Consider the following 17,072-nt stretch of genomic DNA (forward strand, 5'->3'; position numbering starts at 1 on the left):
CCGGTAGTAACGTCCGGGTCATGGATCAGCTGACCGGGGTGACGATCGAGGCCATCGACCTTGCGGCGTGGGCGCCGCAGGCGCTCGATGTCCAGGCGGTGGCGTTCGGGCTGACGCCCGAGGAGGTCATGGTCCGCCTGCACATCGTCGGGCGGCACGCGCAGCAGCCCGGGGTGATCGCGCTGGGCGCGCTCAGCGGCGGCCGGCTGGTCGGCTTCGGGTACGGCATGCCCAACCGCCGCGAGCACTGGTGGAGCACCGTGATCCAGCCCTACCTGGAGGCCTACGGGTACGGGGAGTGGCTGGACGACGTCTTCGCGATCACCGAGCTGCACGTGCTGCCCGACCACCAGGGCCGGGGCATCGGCTCCGCCCTGATCCGGACCCTCTGCGAGCGGTCCGGCCTGCGCCGCAGCATCCTCTCCGCGATCGACGCCGAGACCCCCGCCCGGCGCCTCTACCGCTCCCTCGGCTACCAGGACCTCGCGCGCGCGGTGCACTTCCCCAACACCGAGCGCCTCTACGCCGTCATGGGGGCCCGGCTTCCGCTGCTGGAGCCGCCGGCGCCTCAGAGCGCGCCGGCGAACTCCAGGTAGAGCTCGGCGTCCTCCCGGCGGCCCGCCGCCAGCGCGCGCAGGCCGAGGTCGGCGGCGCGGACCAGCGTCCAGCCGCGCAGCCGCTCCCGGTCCACGCCCAGGGCGTCGGAGAGCTGGTGCAGCCGGCGGCGGACGGCGGCCGGCACGCCCGGGGAGCCGACCAGCGTGTCCGCCCGGTCCAGCGCCAGCCGGGCCAGGTCGTAGGCGCGTTCGCCGGTCAGCGGCCGGGGGTCGATCGCCAGCCAGGGCGCGCGGTCGGCGGCCAGCACGTTGCCGTGGTGGAAGTCGCCGTGCAGCAGGAACACCTCGGTGGCGGAGCCGAGCAGCCCCTCGGCGGTCTCCACGGCCTCGGCGACCAGGGCGGACACCTCGGCGGCGCCGGGCAGTTCGGCGTGGCGGCGCAGCCGCTCGGCGGTGGCGGCGACCCGGTCGGCGAGCGGGGGGAACGGGTGGCCCTCGGACGGCTCCACCCAGAGCCGGTGCAGCAGGCTGGTGGCCTCCAGCATCGCCTTCGGCTCGGCCAGCGACCGCAGCGGGATGTCACCGTGCAGCCGCTCCAGCAGCAGCACCCCCCGGGCCGGGTCGGCGGCCAGCAGGAGCACGGCCCCGCGGCCGGCCCAGTGGGCGAGCGCGGCGTGCTCCTGTGCGGTCTCGGGAGTGACCAGGCCGGCCTTGAGGACGGCGGGGCTGAGGTCGTCGCGGTGGACGTAGCCGATCAGGCTCAGGCTGCCACCGGGGTCGAGCACCCGTTCCAGGGTGAGATCCCAGCGGGCCAGCCCGTCGGCGACCAGGCCGGGCAGCTCCGCCAGCCAGCTCCGCCCCTCCTCGTCCGCGCCGACGCTTCGCGCCAGCCACTCGGGGACGGTGATCTGCCCTGATGCTGCCGACATGCTGGCCTTCCGGTTGGTGCTTCCCCCGTGGTGCTACCCGTCCATTGTCGGCCATGGCGGCGAAACCGCAGGTCAGCGACGCAAGGGAGTGGGGCGTGGTGAGGGCGGTATCTGCAGGTCAGGGCGGTGGGGGCGGGAAGCCGGCGGGGCCGGTACCGGTGCGGGGCACCGGGGGCGGGAGGCGGGGGGAGGGGGCGGGGCGTGGGAGGCCGGCTGGCCGACTTCCCGTGCGGCCGCGGCGTCAGGCGCCGGCGGTCGGCGCGGGGCTGCCCGCGGTGGGGCTGCCGGCGGTGGGGGTACCGGGTGCCGGGGTGGTGGCGGGCTCCGGAAGGCCCGGGAAGGCCGTGGGGGCGGCACCCCAGCGGCGGGCGCGCAGGGCGCACTCACGGAGCGCGTCGGCGGCGGTGGTGCGCTGGGTGCCGGTGACGGCGGCGACCAGGTCGGCGTAGACGGCGGTGAGCCGGGTCTCGATGTGGGCGGCGAGCCGGCCCGCGCCGGCCGCGTCGCTGACCGCGAACGGCAGCTGGTACCCGGCGGCGGCCGCGCTCGGGGTGGCGCCGGCCCCGCCGAGCAGCCGCTGCCAGGCGTCCCGCCGGGTCTGGTGGGCGGCGTAGGCGGTGCGGGCGTCGGTGCGCTGCTGGTCGTCGGGGAGCCGGGCGCCCACGACGCCGTAGCCGTAGATCGCGGCGTGCTCGGCGCTCAGGGCGCCCTGGAACGCGTTGACGGCGTCGGGGCCGATGGCCGCCGCGCTGCCCGGACCGGACGGGGACACGGCCGGGGAGCCTGACGGGGCGGCGGACGGCGAGGCGGACGCGGAGGCGCCGGCCGGCTCGGTCGGCGCGGGGGCCGGGACGGTCGGCGGGGCGGCGTCACCGAGCGCGACGGCGTGCAGCACCCCGGCGGTGGAGACCGAGGCGAGCAGCCGGGCCAGCTGCGGCGAGGCGGCGCCGAGGTCGGCGAGCCGGGCCTGCGCGGTCTGCCGTTCCAGCGAGGCGAGCGCGGCGGTGGTGGTGACCGCCGAGGTGGTCCCGCCGGTGGCGGAGGTGGGGGCCGAGGGAGAGGCCGAGGCCGAGGCGGCGCCCGGGGTGGTGGCGGACGGCGACGCCCCCGGCAGGCCGGCCGCCAGGGCGGCCCGGTGCTGGACCACCTCGGCCCGCAGCGGCTGGAGCTGTGCGGCCTGCCCCGCACCGGGCCCGGCCAGCAGGGCGTCGTACCCGGCGAGCAGCGTGTCGGTGGCGGTGACGGCGCGCGCCCGGACCGGCTCGTCCGGGTCGGGGCGGCGCCGCTCGCCCTCGGTGGTGCCGTGCCCGTCGTCGTGCGAGTCGGTGCACGCGGCGAGGGCGCCGCCCGTCGTCAGGAGCAGCCCGAGGGCCAGGAAGGTCCGTCGGCTGGGCGGCTGCATCGTCGTCACTCCGGGGCGTGTACGGGAGGACGGCCTGCCCGTCTGCCTCGTTGGCGTGAATGATTACAGAATCCCCACCTCTGTGGGGGTGGATTGGGTCCGCCGGCGCCCGGCCGGGCCGGTGTGACCTTGCTCGCAGTGGGTGTCGCGCGGGCTGCCGTGCGCCGTCCGGAATCGGTGGTTGGCGGTTTCACCGGATAGGCTTTGGGCCGAGCTGCCGCGACCCGGCCTGTGCCGTACCGGCGCCAGGGGGCGCGGTCCCCCTCCTGACAACAGCAGACGCGGCCGAGGAGTCCACCCGGATGAGCACCACCCACATCGACCGGCTGCGTGCGTTGCTGGAGCCCTTGGCGGCCCGGGAGGGCCTGGACCTGGAGGACGTGAAGGTCACCCAGGCGGGCAGCCGCCGGCAGGTGCAGATCGACGTGGACGCCGACGGCGGCGTGGACCTGGACGCCATCGCGGAGTTCAGCCGCGTGGTCGGCGAGGCCCTGGACGAGTCCGACGTGATGGGCGCCGGCGCGTACGTGCTGGAGGTCGGTTCGCCGGGCGCCGAGCGTCCGCTGAGCGAGCCCCGCCACTGGCGCCGGGCCGAGGGCCGGCTGGCCAAGATCCACCTGGTCGACGGCGGGGAGATCGTCGCCCGCGTGCTGGAGGCGGACGAGGACGGCGCGCTGGTCGAGGTGCAGCCGGTGAAGGGCCGCGGTCGCCCCAAGGAGCGCCGTCTGGAGTACACCGAGGTGGACCGGGCGCGCGTCCAGGTGGAGTTCAACCGCAAGGACGAGAAGCTCCTCGACGAGACCCCGGACTTCGCCGACGACGACGCTTCCGACGAGGGGGACGACGGTGCCGAGTGACGCTCTGCGCACGGACCGGACGGCCGCCCAGGCCATGAGCCCCAGCAACATGAACGTGACGAAAGACGAGGAGGCGTAGCCGTGGACATCGACATGAGTGCCCTGCGCACGCTGGTCAACGAGAAGAACATCCCCTTCGACCTGCTGGTCGAGTCCATCGAGTCGGCCCTCCTCACCGCGTACCACCGCACCGAGGGCTCGCGCCGCCGCGCCCGGGTCGAGCTGGACCGCAAGTCCGGCCACGTCACGGTGTGGGCGACGGAGGACCCGGCGGAGCTGGACGAGGGCGTCGAGCCGAAGGAGTTCGACGACACCCCGAGCGGCTTCGGCCGGATCGCGTCCAGCATCGGCATCCAGGTGATGATGCAGCGCCTGCGCGACGCCGCCGACGACCAGACGTTCGGCGAGTACGCGGGCAAGGAGGGCGACATCGTCACCGGTGTCGTCCAGCAGGGCAACGACCCGAAGAACGTGCTGGTCGACATCGGCAAGCTGGAGGCCATCCTGCCGCCGCAGGAGCAGGTCCCGGGCGAGGACTACCGGCACGGCACCCGTCTCAAGTGCTACGTGGTGGCAGTGCGCCGGGGTGTCCGCGGCGCGTCGGTGACGCTCTCGCGCACCCACCCCAGCCTGGTGAAGAAGCTCTTCGCGCTGGAGGTCCCGGAGATCGCGGACGGCAGCGTGGAGATCGCGGCGATCGCCCGCGAGGCCGGCCACCGCACCAAGATCGCGGTCTGGTCGCGCCGGGCCGGGCTGAACGCCAAGGGCGCCTGCATCGGCCCGATGGGCAGCCGGGTGCGCGCGGTGATGGGCGAGCTGCACGGCGAGAAGATCGACATCGTCGACTGGTCGGAGGACCCGCGCGAGATGGTCGCCGCGGCGCTGTCCCCCGCACGGGTGACGAGCGTGGAGATCGTGGACTACAACCAGCGCTCCGCACGGGTGATCGTGCCCGACTACCAGTTGTCGCTGGCGATCGGCAAGGAAGGGCAGAACGCCCGCCTGGCCGCCCGCCTCACCGGCTGGCGGATCGACATCCGGCCCGACACCGAGGGCCAGGGCGAGGGCCAGGGCGAGGGTCAGCCGGAGGGCCGGCCCGAGAACGGCGGCCGTGCCAGTGACGTCTGAGAGCGGCTTCGCCCAGTCATAACCGTTGTCACAGGCCCCCCGCCGTTCCACCCCGGATCGGCGGGGCGGCGCCATGTCCCTTCGGAGGGGTAGACTTGCCTTCGTCTGGCCGGACGCATGTCCGAGCACGCCCGGAACGCACCTGCGTGGGCTGCCGCAAGCGAGCGGCCAAGCACCAGCTGTTGCGTGTCACGGCGGTCGAGGGCGTCTGCGTCCCCGATCCCCGTGGCGCACTGCCGGGCCGGGGCGCGCACCTGCACCCCGATCCGGCCTGCCTCGACCTCGCGGTCCGCCGCCGGGCGTTCCCCCGGGCCTTCCGGCTCCAGGGCACGCTCGACACCGAGCGGCTCCGCGGGTACATCGAGGAGCGGGCAGGCGACACCCCGGCGCCCTGAGCTTCCTCAGGCCGGCCCGGCGGGCACCTCCCCGTTACGGCCGCCGCTCCACGCGGCGGAGAACCACCGCAACAAGCACAGTGCGCGGGCAGCCGCGCGCCGTGCCACCAGTCAGGTACCTCGCGATGTGGAAGTAGGTCGAGATTGCGATGAGCACTCGATGAGTACGCGATGAGTACGCGATGGGTACGCCCATGAAGTAGCGACAGTCCGGCGGACGAGACCCCCCGGACTCATAGACAGGAGTGAAGTGGCTAAGGTCCGGGTTTACGAACTCGCCAAGGAGCTTGGCTTGGAGAGCAAGGCCGTCATGGCCAAGCTGACCGAGCTCGGTGAGTTCGTCCGTTCGGCGTCCTCGACGATCGAGGCGCCGGTCGTGCGCAAGTTGACTGACGCTCTGGGAGTGGCCCCCACCGCTGGTGGTTCCGCTGCCAAGCCTGGCCCGCGGAAGCCCGCGGCGCCCCAGCCCGCCGGTGGTTCCGCCGCCGGTGCGGCCGCACCCAAGCCGGGTGCCCCGACCCCGGGTCCGCGCCCCGCCGCGGCGCCGGGCCCCCGTCCGACCCCCGCAGCCGGATCGGCGCCCGCCGCCCCGGCTGCTGCCGCCCCGCGCCCCGCGGGCGCGCCGACCCCGGGCCCGCGCCCGGCGGCCCGCCCCGCCGCACCGGCGGCTCCGGCTGCTCCGGCGGCCGAGTTCTCCTCGCCGGCTCCGGCCGAGGCGCCCACCGAGCGTCCGGCCGCCCAGGCCGCTCGTCCGGCGGCTGCCGGCCCCGCCGGTGGCGGCGCCCGTCCGGGCCCGCGTCCGGCCGGTCCGCGTCCGGGCAACAACCCGTTCACCTCGGGCAGTGCCACGGGCATGGCCCGTCCCGGTGACCGTCGTCCGGCCGCGCCGGGTGCGCGTCCGGGTGCCGGTGCTCCCGCCGGTGACCGCCCGCGTCCGGGCGGCGACCGCGGCCCGCGCCCCGAGGGCCTGGCCGGTGGACGTCCGGGTGGCGACCGTGGCGCCCCGCGCCCCGGTGGTGACCGTCCGCGTCCCGCCGGTGCTCCCGGTGCCGACCGTGGCGCCCCGCGCCCCGGTGGTGACCGTCCGCGTCCGGCCGGTGGCCCCGGTGCCCCCGGTGCCGGTGCCCCCCGTCCGGGTGGTGCCCCGCGTCCCGACGGCATGCCCCGTCCGGCCGGTCCGCGTCCCGGCGGCCCGACCCCGTCCGGCATGCCGCGTCCGAACCCCGGCATGATGCCGCAGCGTCCGGCTCCGGGCCCGCGTCCGGGCCCCGGCGGCCGTGGCCCCGGTGGCCCCGGCGGCCGTCCCGGTGGTCCGGGTGGCGCCGGTGGCGCCCGTCCGGGCTTCGCCGGCCGTCCGGCCGGTCCGGGCTCGCGTCCGGCCGGTGGCGGCTTCGGCGGCCCCCGTCCCGGTGGCGGTGCCCCCGGTGGCGGTGGCGGCTTCGGCCCGCGTCCGGGTGGCTTCGGCGGCCGTCCCGGCGGCCCGGGTGCCCGTGGTGGCACGCAGGGTGCCTTCGGCCGTGGCCCCGGTGGCCGTCCGGCCCGTGGTCGCAAGTCGAAGCGGGCGAAGCGCCAGGAGTACGAGGCCATGCAGGCCCCGTCCGTCGGCGGTGTGATGCTGCCTCGCGGCAACGGCCAGACCGTTCGCCTGTCGAGCGGCGCCTCACTGATGGACTTCGCGGAGAAGATCAACGCCAACCCGGCCGCGCTCGTCTCCGTCATGTTCAACCTCGGTGAGATGGTCACCGCGACCCAGTCGGTCTCCGACGCGACCCTCGAGCTGCTGGCCGGCGAGATGGGCTTCATCCTGGAGATCGTCAGCCGCGACGACGAGGACCGCGAGCTGCTGGAGTCGTTCGACATCGACTTCGGCGCCGACGAGGGCGACGAGGACCAGCTGGCCCCGCGCCCGCCGGTCGTCACCGTCATGGGTCACGTCGACCACGGTAAGACCCGCCTGCTGGACGCCATTCGCAAGTCGAACGTGGTGGCCGGCGAGGCCGGTGGCATCACCCAGCACATCGGTGCCTACCAGGTGGCCACGATCGTGAACGGCGAAGAGCGCCCGATCACCTTCCTGGACACCCCGGGTCACGAGGCGTTCTCCGCCATGCGTGCCCGTGGTGCCAAGTCCACCGACATCGCGATCCTGGTGGTCGCGGCCAACGACGGTGTCATGCCGCAGACGGTCGAGGCGTTGAACCACGCCAAGGCCGCGGGTGTGCCGATCGTGGTCGCCGTCAACAAGATCGACGTCGAGGGCGCCGACCCGACCAAGGTCCGCGGTCAGCTGACCGAGTTCGGGCTGGTGGCCGAGGAGTACGGCGGCGACACCATGTTCGTCGACATCTCCGCGCGCCAGGGCCTCAACATCGACCAGCTGCTGGAGGCCGTGGTCCTGACCGCGGACGCCTCGCTGGACCTGCGGGCCAACCCCGAGCAGGACGCGCAGGGTATTGCCATCGAGGCCCACCTCGACAAGGGCCGCGGCGCCATGGCGACCGTCCTGGTCCAGCGCGGTACCCTCCGCGTCGGCGACTCGATCGTGGTCGGCGACGCCTACGGCCGCGTCCGCGCGATGCTGGACGAGAACGGCAACAGCCTCGCCGAGGCCGGCCCGTCCCGCCCGGTGCTGCTGCTCGGTCTGACCTCGGTGCCCCGCGCCGGCGACAGCTTCATCGTCGTCGACGAGGACCGCACCGCGCGTCAGATCGCCGAGAAGCGCTCGGCCCGCGACCGCAACGCCGCCTTCGCGCAGCGTCGGGTCCGGGTGTCCCTCGAGGACCTCGACAAGGCCATCGCCGCAGGCGAGATCGAGCAGCTCAACCTCATCATCAAGGGTGACGTCTCCGGTTCGGTCGAAGCCCTCGAGGACGCCCTCGTCAAGCTCGACGTGGGCGAGGAGGTCGAGCTCCGCATCCTGCACCGCGGTGTGGGTGCGATCACCGAGTCCGACGTCAACCTGGCGATGGGTTCGGACGCCATCATCATCGGCTTCAACGTGCGCGCCGAAGGCCGTGCGCGTACCGCGGCCGACAAGGAAGGCGTGGACGTCCGGTACTACTCGGTCATCTACCAGGCGATCGAGGAGATCGAGAACGCCCTCAAGGGCATGCTCAAGCCCGAGTACGAGGAGGTGCGCCTCGGCTCCGCGGAGATCCGCGAGGTGTTCCGTTCCTCCAAGTTCGGCAACATCGCGGGTGTCATCGTCCGCGAGGGCCTGCTGCGCCGCAACGCCAAGGCCCGCCTCATCCGCGACGGCAAGGTCGTGGCGGAGAGCCTCACCATCGAGGGTCTGCGTCGTTTCAAGGACGACGCGACCGAGGTCCGCGAGGGCTTCGAGGCCGGTGTGACCCTGGGGTCGTTCAACGACATCAAGGTCGAGGACATCATCGAGACCTACGAGATGCGCGAGAAGCCGCGCGCGTAAGCGAGTGGTGTCCGGGGCCGGTCGACGGGTGGAATTCCCGTCGACCGGCCCCGGTCTCGCTGTGTAGGGTCCGGGAGTAGCAGTACCAGCCCGGTTCAGGGCTGTCCCCGAGGCCTTCCAGGTCGGCGAGACCTGTCATACATGTTCGTGGGAACACTCACCTTCGACCTGCTGCTGGGCGACGTCCACTCGCTCAAGGAGAAGCGTTCGATCGTGCGGCCCATCGTGGCCGAACTGCAGCGCAAGTACAGCGTGTGCGCTGCCGAGACCGGGAACCAGGAGCTGCACCGCAGGGCCGAGATCGGCCTCGCGGTGGTGTCCGGCGAAGCCGGGTACGTCACAGAGATCCTGGACAGCTGTGAGCGGTTGGTCGCCGGCCGCCCCGAGGTTCAGCTGCTCTCCGCCAGGAGGCGCTACCACAACGACGACGATGAATGAGGTCTGCGGAAGGGACCGGCGCGAGTCGCCGTTCTCACACAGATCAGGACCGAGAGCGCCCACAAGGCTGGGCGCGGGCCGGTACTTTGGGGCATGGGCCCCGACGGGCAGGCAGTACGCCCGGGCACCCGGCCCACTGCACGAGGAGGCAACGTGACCGACACCGCAAGGGCGCGCAAGCTCGCCGACCGCATCCAGGTGGTCGTCGCCCAGACCCTGGAACGGCGGATCAAGGACCCCCGGCTGGGGTTCGTGACCATCACCGACACCCGGGTCACCGGCGATCTGCGCGAGGCCACCGTCTTCTACACCGTCTTCGGTGACGAAGCCGAGCGCGAGGCCTCGGCCGCCGCGCTGGAGAGCGCCAAGGGCGTGATCCGCTCCGAGGTCGGCAAGATCGGGGTGCGTTTCACCCCGACGCTGACCTTCGTCGCGGACGCCCTGCCGGAGAACGCCCGGAACATCGACGACCTGCTCGACCGGGCCCGGGCCATCGACGCCGCGGTGCGCACCACCGCGGCGGGCGCGACCTTCGCCGGCGACGCCGACCCGTACAAGGTGCCGGCGTCCGAGCGTGACGACGAGGACGAGTAGTCATGGCGGGTGAGCCGGCAGCGGCCGGTTCGACAGCTGGACCAACCACGGGGGCGTCCTCCACCAGCACGGTGGAGGGTGCCCTCGCGGTGCTTCCGGGGCCGCGCGCCGAGGAGAGCGGCTTCGAGCTGGTCTGGCAGCAGGTGGTCGCGGAGATCGGGCGGGCCGGCTCGATCGACCTGATCTGCCACATCTGCCCCGACGGCGACGCGCTCGGCTCGGCCCTGGCGGCCGGGCTGGCCCTGCGCGGGCTCGGCCACGACGTCCGGGTCTCCTTCGGTGACGACCCGCAGATCGTGCCGGAGTCGCTGTCCTTCCTGCCCGGTCAGGAGCTGATCGTGCCGGCCTCCGAGGTGCCCGACACCCCCGAGCTGGTGCTCTGCTTCGACGTCGCCGCGGAGAGCCGGCTCGGCCTGCTGCACGACAAGGCCTTCGCCGCGCCCGTGCTGGTGGTCATCGACCACCACGCCTCCAACCCGGGCTTCGGCACCCACCAGCTGATCGACCCGACCGCCCCGGCCACCGCCGTCCTGGTGGACGAGCTGCTGCGCCGTCTCGGCGTCGAACTCGACCAGCCGCTGGCCACCTGCCTCTACACCGGGGTCGCCACCGACACCGGCTCCTTCAAGTACCGGGCCACCACGCCCGCGACCCACGAACTCGCCGGGCGGCTGCTGGCCACCGGCATCCGGCACGACCTGATCTCCCGGCAGCTGTGGGACACCTCCTCCTTCGGCTACCTCAAGGTGCTGGCCGCCGCGCTCGACCGGGCCGTCTACGAGCCCGCCGCGGCCGGCGGCCTGGGCCTGGTGTGGACGTGGGTGCCGTACCAGGACCTCGCGCTGTTCAGCGTCACCGTCGAGGAGATCGAGGGCCTGATCGACATCGTCCGCCGCCCGGCCGAGGCCGAGGTCGCGCTGGTGCTCAAGCAGGACCCGGACGGCACGCTGCGGGGCTCCTCGCGCTCCAAGGGTGCGGTGGACGTCGCGGCCGCCTGCGCCGAACTCGGCGGCGGCGGGCACACCTTCGCGGCCGGGTTCAGCGCCCGGGCGGGCGTGGAGGCCGTGGTCGAGCGGTTCCGGGCCGCACTGCGGCCCGTCAGTTGATCGTCTTTAGAGAAAGAACTTGATGAAGCGCAAAGGCACCGGTCCGGACGGCCTGGTCATCGTCGACAAGCCGGAGGGCATCACCTCGCACGGGGTGGTCGCCAAGCTGCGGTGGCTGGCCGGGACGCGGAAGGTCGGCCACGCCGGCACGCTCGACCCGATGGCCACCGGCGTGCTGGTGATCGGCGTGGAGCGGGCCACCCGCCTGCTCGGGCACCTGATGCTCACCGCCAAGACGTACGAGGCGACCATCCGGCTCGGCCAGACCACCGTCACCGACGACCGGGAGGGCGACGTCACCTCGTCCACGGCGGCGGACGGCGTGGGCCGGGAGGCCGTCGAGGCCGGGATCGCCGCGCTCACCGGCGAGATCATGCAGGTGCCGTCCAAGGTCAGTGCGATCAAGATCGACGGCAAGCGGTCGTACGCGCGGGTGCGCGAGGGCGAGGAGTTCGAGCTGGCGGCCCGGCCGACCACGATCCACTCCTTCACCGTGCACGCGTACCGGGAGGCCGTCGCCGAGGACGGCACGCCGGTGCTCGACCTGGACGTCACGGTGGAGTGCTCCTCCGGCACGTACATCCGGGCGCTGGCCCGTGACCTCGGCGCCGGGCTCGGCGTCGGCGGCCACCTGACCGCGCTGCGGCGGACCAAGGTCGGCCCGTACGGGGTGGAGTCGGCGCGGACGCTGGAGCAGCTGGAGGCCGCGGTCACCGGCGACTCCGGCGCGGGGCTGGAGGTGCTGCCGATCGGGGAGGCCGCCGCGGCGGCGTTCCCGCGCTGGGACCTCGACGCCGAGCAGGCCAAGCTGCTCTCGCACGGCGCCCGCCTGAAGGCGCCCGGGCTGGGGGTGGACGGGCCGATCGCGGTGTTCGGGCCGGACGACCGGTTCCTCGCGCTGGTGGAGGAGAAGGGCGGCCAGGCGAAGCCGGTCGCGGTCTTCGTCGGCTGAGCCCTTCCGCGGTACGAGCCCCCTGGCGCCCCTGCGGGCGGCAGGGGGCTTTCTGCTGCCCCGGTACGGCCGCGGCGCGCGGCGGCGGAGCCACGCACGGGGAGCATGGGCGGGCGGGCGCCGAGGTTCACCCGCACGGGGGAGCGCGCGAGGTGAACCATGGTGGTGAGCGGCGTGGGCGGGGTCGGGACGCGCCGACGGCGGGCAGGCTCCCGGGCGGCGAGCAGGTCGCCGCGACGAGTCCGCTCCCGGGCCGGCGGGCCCTGCGGGGAGGGCTGCGCGAATGCCGGGAACCCTGGACGGAGACGAGGCGGCGCACGATCCGGGGCGGTACCTGCTGCGGATCCGCGACCTGGACGGACGGCTGCACGGGCTGGGGTTCGTCGCCGACCCGCAGGGCACCGTCCTCACCGCCCACGAGAGCGTCGCAGGCCTCGACCGGATCGTCCTGCACACCCCCGGAGGGCAGACCCGCGTCCTGGGCCCGGAGAGCGTCCTGCCGTTGCCCGGGCACGGCCTCGCCCTGCTGCGGACCGACGGCGTCGGCGGGCTGCCGGTGCCGCCGCTGCCCGTCGCCCGCCCGGACGGCGTGCTCACCGGCCGCGACGTGGTGCTGCCCGCACTGAGCGGGGAGGACGGCCGGGTGGTGGCGCTCGCCTGCGGCCTCCTCGGCGCCACCGGGGCGGTCTACGTGCCCTCGCCGCCGGCCGTGGGGCCGGACCGCTTCCACCTGCTCGGCGGCGTGCTGCTGCTCGGTCTGCCGGCCGGTGGCGGTGCGGTGGCCGTGCCCGCCGGGGCGCCCGTGCTGGACGCCCGCAGCGGCGTGGTGATCGGCGTCGCCGCGCCGGCCGTGCGCGCGCCCGAGCAGGCGGGCGCTCTCGCAGCCGCCCCCGCGTACGGGGGCGGTGCGGGGGAGCGCGCGCCGGAGCTGGCCGAGGTGCTGGCGCGCAACGACGCCGGTGTCCCGGCGTACGGGCCGGCGCTCAACCTGGCGGGTGTCCTGCGCCTCACCGCCGCCCAGGTGGCGTCCGCCGGCGCTGGTCCCGACCGGGTGGGCGCCCTGGCCGCCGACCGGGTCGACCGCCCGGACGGCCTGCCCGGGGACGAGCCGGCCGCGACGGTCACCGCCCTGGTCGGCGCGCCCGGCTCGGGCCGGAGCACCGAACTGGCCGCGCTCGCCGTCCGCCGCGGTGGCGGCGACCGTCCGCTGCCCACCCTCTGGCTGCGCGGCGCCGACCTGCGCGCGGAGTCCGCCGCGCTTGCCGACGCGGTGGAGCGCGCACTGGCGGCGGCCGCGACCGCTCTGGGCAGCCGCCCGGTGCCCGGGCCGGACACCGTGGCCGGTCTCTGCACGGCGGCGGGGCGGCCGCTGTTGGTGATCCTGGACGGGCCCGAGGAGGCGCCCGTCCCGCTCGACGCGGCCTGGCTGCGGGCGGCCGGGGAGTGGCTGACGGCCACCGGCGCACGGCTGGTCACGGCCTGCGGGGAGGAGGCCTGGGAGCGGCTGGCGCCGGACGGGGACGGGGCCGACGACGGCGTGGCATGGGGGGAGCGCTATGTGGGGGGTGGTGTCGGCGGTGGGGCGGCGGCCGGCGGCCCGGCCGCCGGCCGGTGCCTGCCGGGTGTCGGCGGCAGGACAGCGGTGCCGGGGGAGCACCGTCCGCCCGGTGGTTCAGGGGGCGCAGCGGTGGAGCCGGGGGCCACGGCCGCCGGCCGGTGCGTCCCGCAGAGGGGTGACGCCTGGGCGGCGGCCGGGGAACGCCATGCGCCGGGTGGTGTCGTAGGCGGGCCGGCGGGCCCGTCCGGCGGCCTACCGGACGGCGTGGGCTGTCGCTGTCGCAGGGCTCTCGCCGTTCACCGGCTCGGGCCGCTGCCGGCCGAGGCGGCGGACCGGGTGCGGCGCCGGTACGGGCTGCCGCCGGGGTGGCCGGCGCCGGCGGACGCCCGGCATCCGTTGGCGGTGCGGCTGGCCGGGGAGCTGTGGGCGGAGGGGGTGCGCGGCGAGCCGCCGGGCCGGGGCGAGCTGTTCGCGGCGCAGCTGGACCTGCGCTGTCTGCGGGTGGCCCAGCGGCTCGCCTCCGACGGGCGGCCCCGGCGGACGGGGGCCCACCGGCGGGGCGCCGGGCGGCCGGCGGGGCTGTCGCACGGCCGGGTGCGGCGGCTGGCGGCCGCGGTGGCGGGCCGGGTGCACGAGGCGGCCCGGCGGATGCTGGGGGCGGAGCAGGGCGGGCTCGGCCGGGCGGTGTTCGAGGAGCTGTTCCCGGTGGCGGGCGGCTGGGCGACGGCCGTCCTGGCGGAGGGCCTGTTCGTGCCCGCCGGGCCGGGCTACCGGTTCGCCCACGGCGAGTTCTCCGACTGGCTGCAGGGCCTGCACCTGGACCTCGACGCGGCGCTGCGGCTGCTGCTCGGCGAGGCCGAGGACACGCCCCCCTCGCCCGCCAACGGGCAGGAGGGGCCCAGGCCGGCGCGGGGGGCCCGTTCGGTGGCCCGGCACCGGGTCGGCCCGGTGGCGGCCGCGCTGCGGCGGCTGGCGCAGACCTGGGGCGCGCCCGCCCTGGATCCCTGGCTGCACCGGATCTGGCGGGCCCTGGACCTGCGCCCGCCGGGCAGCGAACCGGGCTGGTGGGCGGGCCGGTTGCTGGTGGCCGGGCTGGCGGCCAGCCCGGACCTCGGCGAACACCGCGCGCTGCTTGGCCAGTTGGCCGTCCGGATCGCCGAAGTCGCCCCGGCGGCCGGAGGGTTCGAGCGGCTGCCGGCCGACGGTCTGGGCCGCTTCGGCCCGGCCTTCTGGACCGGTCTCGGCCTGCCTGCGGAGCAGGAACTGGAGCTGCTGCGCCGCCTGGTGACCGCCGACGGCCCCGGGCAGCCGTTTCTCGCCGCCGCGGCCGGCCGGCTGCGCGCCGACCCGGCAGGCGTGCTGCCGCTGCTCTGCGGCTGGTTCGACGACCCGCGCGGCCTGACCGGCCGCCCCGGCACCACCGTCGCCGACCTCGCCCACGACCTGCTGTACGCCCACCGGGCACTGGCCCTGGACGAGTTGACGGAGGCGCTGGCCGACGCCGCGCACCCGAGGGCGGACGCGCTGCTCACCGTGCTCGCCTCCGAGGAGCCCTCCGCGCTCTGCCGGGCGGTGGACCGCTGGAGCCACGACCGGCGGCCCGAGCGCCATGTCGCCGCCGCCGTCCACGCGTTGCGGGCCGCCCCGCACGCGCGCGGTGCCGGTGCGGAGCTGCTGCGGTTCACCGCGCTGACCCTGCTGGCCCGGGAGGAGGAGCCCGGGCTGCACGGCGCCGCCCTGGCCCTGCTGGTCCGGGACGGGCGGACCAGGGCCGCCCACCTGCCGACGGCGCTCGCCGTCTACCGGCACGGCGAGGACGGCTTCCTCACCGCGCGGGCGCTGGCCCCGGCGCTGGAGAGCGACCCGGAGCCGGTGGTCGCCGCGTTCGCCGACCGGCTGGAGCGGCCGGGCCCCCCGGTCGCCGAGATCCTGCGGGTGCTGGCCGCCGCCGCCCCGCCGGCCGGCCGGCGGGGCGCCGAGCTGGCCGCCCGGCTGCTGCGGGCACAGCCGGCGTCGGCCGGCCCGGTCGCCGTCGACTACCTGGGCCGCCGGCTGCGGCACGGGGCGGCCGAGGAGCCGGCCGCCCGGTTGGAGCTGAGGCTGCTTCTCGGCAGCGCCCTGGCGGCCCGGGAGGCGGCCGTGCGGCGGCCGTTCGCGGAGGTGCTGGCGGTGCCGGTGGCCCAGGCCGCGGCGGACGCCCTGCGGTGTGATCTGCTCGGCACGCTGCTGGCCGCCGAGAGCGACCCGGAGGTGCTCGGAGCCGTCGTGGAGCGGCTGGCCGGGCACTGCGCGGCCGAACGGCCGGCCCGGGCCCGGACGGTGCTGGCCCGGGTGGTGGCCGGACTGCCGGACGCGGACGGGCTGCTGGTCCGCTGCGCCGTCCGCTCGGCGGAGTTCGCGCGGCTGCTGGCGCAGTGGCCCGAGGACGGCTGGCCGCTGCCGCCGCGCGGGCCCGGGCTGGACCGGCTGCGGGCGCTGGCGGCGGCCGGGCGCGACCCGCGGTACGCCGCCGCCGACGCCGAACGGGGCGAGGCGCGCGGCGAAGGGCCCGAAACCGGGCGCCGTGCAGGGCAGGAGGACGCCTGGGAGGACGAGCAGGTGACCGTTCGCACACCGGCCGGCCCGGCCCGGTACCCGGCGGTGCGCCCAACCCGCCTTCCGGTGCCGAAGCAGGGGCAGGCGCATGGCACGCTATAGGGGTTCGGGTTTTGAGCGTTTGAGCGTACAGAAGGTACGCGCCGTACGGAACAAGGAGCGGTCAGGGTGCAGCGCTGGCGTGGCCTGGAGGAGATCCCCGGTGACTGGGGACGCAGCGTCGTCACCATCGGTTCGTTCGACGGTGTGCACCGCGGACACCAGCTGATCATCAACCGGGTGGTCGAGCGCGCCCGCGAACACGGCGTCCGTTCGGTCGTCGTCACCTTCGACCCGCACCCGAGCGAGGTGGTCCGCCCGGGCAGCCACCCGCCGTTGCTGGCCCCGCAGCCGCGCCGAGCCGAGCTGATCGAGGCGCTCGGCGTGGACGCCGTGCTGGTGCTGCCGTTCACCGCCGAGTTCTCGAAGGAGTCCCCGGAGACCTTCTTCCAGCAGGTGCTGGTGGACGCGCTGCACGCGTGCCTGGTCATCGAGGGCCCCAACTTCCGCTTCGGGCACCGGGCGGCCGGCGACGTCCGGCTCCTCACCGAGCTGGGCCGGGCGGCCGACTGCGGCGTCGAGGTGCTCGACCTGGAGGTGCGCGGGGCGGCCGGCGACGGCGAGCCGTTCTCGTCGACGCTGACCCGGCGGCTGGTCGCGGCCGGCGACATGGCCGGCGCCGGCGAGGTGCTGGGCCGCCCGCACCGGGTCGAGGGCGTGGTGGTCCGCGGCGCGCAGCGCGGCCGCGAGCTGGGCTTCCCGACCGCCAACGTGGAGACCGTGCCGCACAGCGCGATCCCGGCCGACGGCGTCTACGCGGGCTGGCTGACGGCCGACGGCGAGAGGATGCCGGCGGCGATCTCGGTCGGCACCAACCCGACCTTCGACGGCACCGCCCGCACGGTCGAGGCCTACGCGATCGACCGGGTCGGCCTGGACCTCTACGGGCTGCACGTCGCCGTCGACTTCCTGGCGTACCTGCGCGGGATGGAGAAGTTCGACTCCATCGACGCGCTGCTGGACCGGATGGCCGACGACGTCAAGCAGGCCCGCGAACTCACCGACGCCGCCTGACGCCCGCGTCCGCGGACACCG

Annotated in this window: 13 protein-coding genes; 11 read left to right on the plus strand and 2 right to left on the minus strand. The window is 75.6% G+C overall.

Going from position 1 to position 17,072, the window contains the following annotated elements; all coding sequences use genetic code 11:
• Positions 1-20: 20 nt before the first annotated feature.
• Positions 21-596, plus strand: coding sequence for a GNAT family N-acetyltransferase (locus OG286_RS26020; RefSeq protein WP_396325603.1), 576 nt, complete (start codon positions 21-23; stop codon positions 594-596).
• Here the strand turns inward: OG286_RS26020 and OG286_RS26025 are convergent.
• Both OG286_RS26025 and OG286_RS26030 read right to left on the minus strand, forming a co-directional pair.
• A complete protein-coding gene (locus tag OG286_RS26025; RefSeq protein ID WP_396325602.1) occupies positions 569-1,486 on the minus strand; it encodes an aminoglycoside phosphotransferase family protein in 918 nt (305 codons plus the stop codon). The genes OG286_RS26020 and OG286_RS26025 overlap by 28 nt on opposite strands.
• A 241-nt stretch (positions 1,487-1,727) precedes the next feature.
• The gene (locus OG286_RS26030; RefSeq protein ID WP_396325625.1) at positions 1,728-2,258 is read right to left on the minus strand and encodes a ferritin-like domain-containing protein; all 531 of its coding nucleotides are present in this window, start codon (positions 2,256-2,258) and stop codon (positions 1,728-1,730) included.
• Between the two features lie 932 nt (positions 2,259-3,190).
• Here OG286_RS26030 and rimP point away from each other — a divergent pair.
• The 10 genes from rimP to OG286_RS26080 all read left to right on the plus strand — a co-directional run bounded on the left by rimP (position 3,191) and on the right by OG286_RS26080 (position 17,051).
• Positions 3,191-3,745: a ribosome maturation factor RimP gene (rimP, locus tag OG286_RS26035; RefSeq protein WP_396325601.1), complete on the plus strand. Its 555-nt coding sequence runs from the start codon at positions 3,191-3,193 to the stop codon at positions 3,743-3,745.
• A gap of 81 nt (positions 3,746-3,826) precedes the next feature.
• A complete protein-coding gene (gene nusA, locus OG286_RS26040; protein WP_405359881.1) occupies positions 3,827-4,873 on the plus strand; it encodes a transcription termination factor NusA in 1,047 nt (348 codons plus the stop codon).
• 146 nt (positions 4,874-5,019) lie between these two features.
• Positions 5,020-5,268 (plus strand): YlxR family protein, encoded by a 249-nt coding sequence (locus tag OG286_RS26045; protein WP_241002778.1) that lies wholly within the window; start codon positions 5,020-5,022, stop codon positions 5,266-5,268.
• A gap of 250 nt (positions 5,269-5,518) precedes the next feature.
• Positions 5,519-8,695 (plus strand): translation initiation factor IF-2, encoded by a 3,177-nt coding sequence (gene infB, locus OG286_RS26050; RefSeq protein ID WP_396325599.1) that lies wholly within the window; start codon positions 5,519-5,521, stop codon positions 8,693-8,695.
• Positions 8,696-8,836: 141 nt separating this feature from the next.
• Positions 8,837-9,133 carry a DUF503 domain-containing protein gene (locus OG286_RS26055; protein ID WP_396325598.1) on the plus strand — a complete coding sequence of 99 codons (297 nt, stop codon included), beginning with the start codon at positions 8,837-8,839 and terminating at the stop codon, positions 9,131-9,133.
• Positions 9,134-9,286: 153 nt separating this feature from the next.
• On the plus strand, positions 9,287-9,727 hold the full coding sequence (rbfA, locus tag OG286_RS26060) for a 30S ribosome-binding factor RbfA (protein ID WP_209416822.1): 441 nt from the start codon (positions 9,287-9,289) through the stop codon (positions 9,725-9,727).
• A gap of 2 nt (positions 9,728-9,729) precedes the next feature.
• Positions 9,730-10,833, plus strand: coding sequence for a bifunctional oligoribonuclease/PAP phosphatase NrnA (locus OG286_RS26065; RefSeq protein WP_396325597.1), 1,104 nt, complete (start codon positions 9,730-9,732; stop codon positions 10,831-10,833).
• A 22-nt stretch (positions 10,834-10,855) separates the two neighbouring features.
• Positions 10,856-11,785 (plus strand): tRNA pseudouridine(55) synthase TruB, encoded by a 930-nt coding sequence (truB, locus tag OG286_RS26070; protein WP_396325595.1) that lies wholly within the window; start codon positions 10,856-10,858, stop codon positions 11,783-11,785.
• 283 nt (positions 11,786-12,068) lie between these two features.
• On the plus strand, positions 12,069-16,040 hold the full coding sequence (locus tag OG286_RS26075; protein ID WP_405365811.1) for a serine protease: 3,972 nt from the start codon (positions 12,069-12,071) through the stop codon (positions 16,038-16,040).
• 66 nt (positions 16,041-16,106) lie between these two features.
• Positions 16,107-17,051 (plus strand): bifunctional riboflavin kinase/FAD synthetase, encoded by a 945-nt coding sequence (locus OG286_RS26080; protein ID WP_396325593.1) that lies wholly within the window; start codon positions 16,107-16,109, stop codon positions 17,049-17,051.
• The last annotated feature ends 21 nt before the right edge of the window (positions 17,052-17,072 follow it).

It is taken from the genome of Kitasatospora sp. NBC_00039, from assembly GCF_045160625.1.
Taxonomy (GTDB): domain Bacteria; phylum Actinomycetota; class Actinomycetes; order Streptomycetales; family Streptomycetaceae; genus Kitasatospora.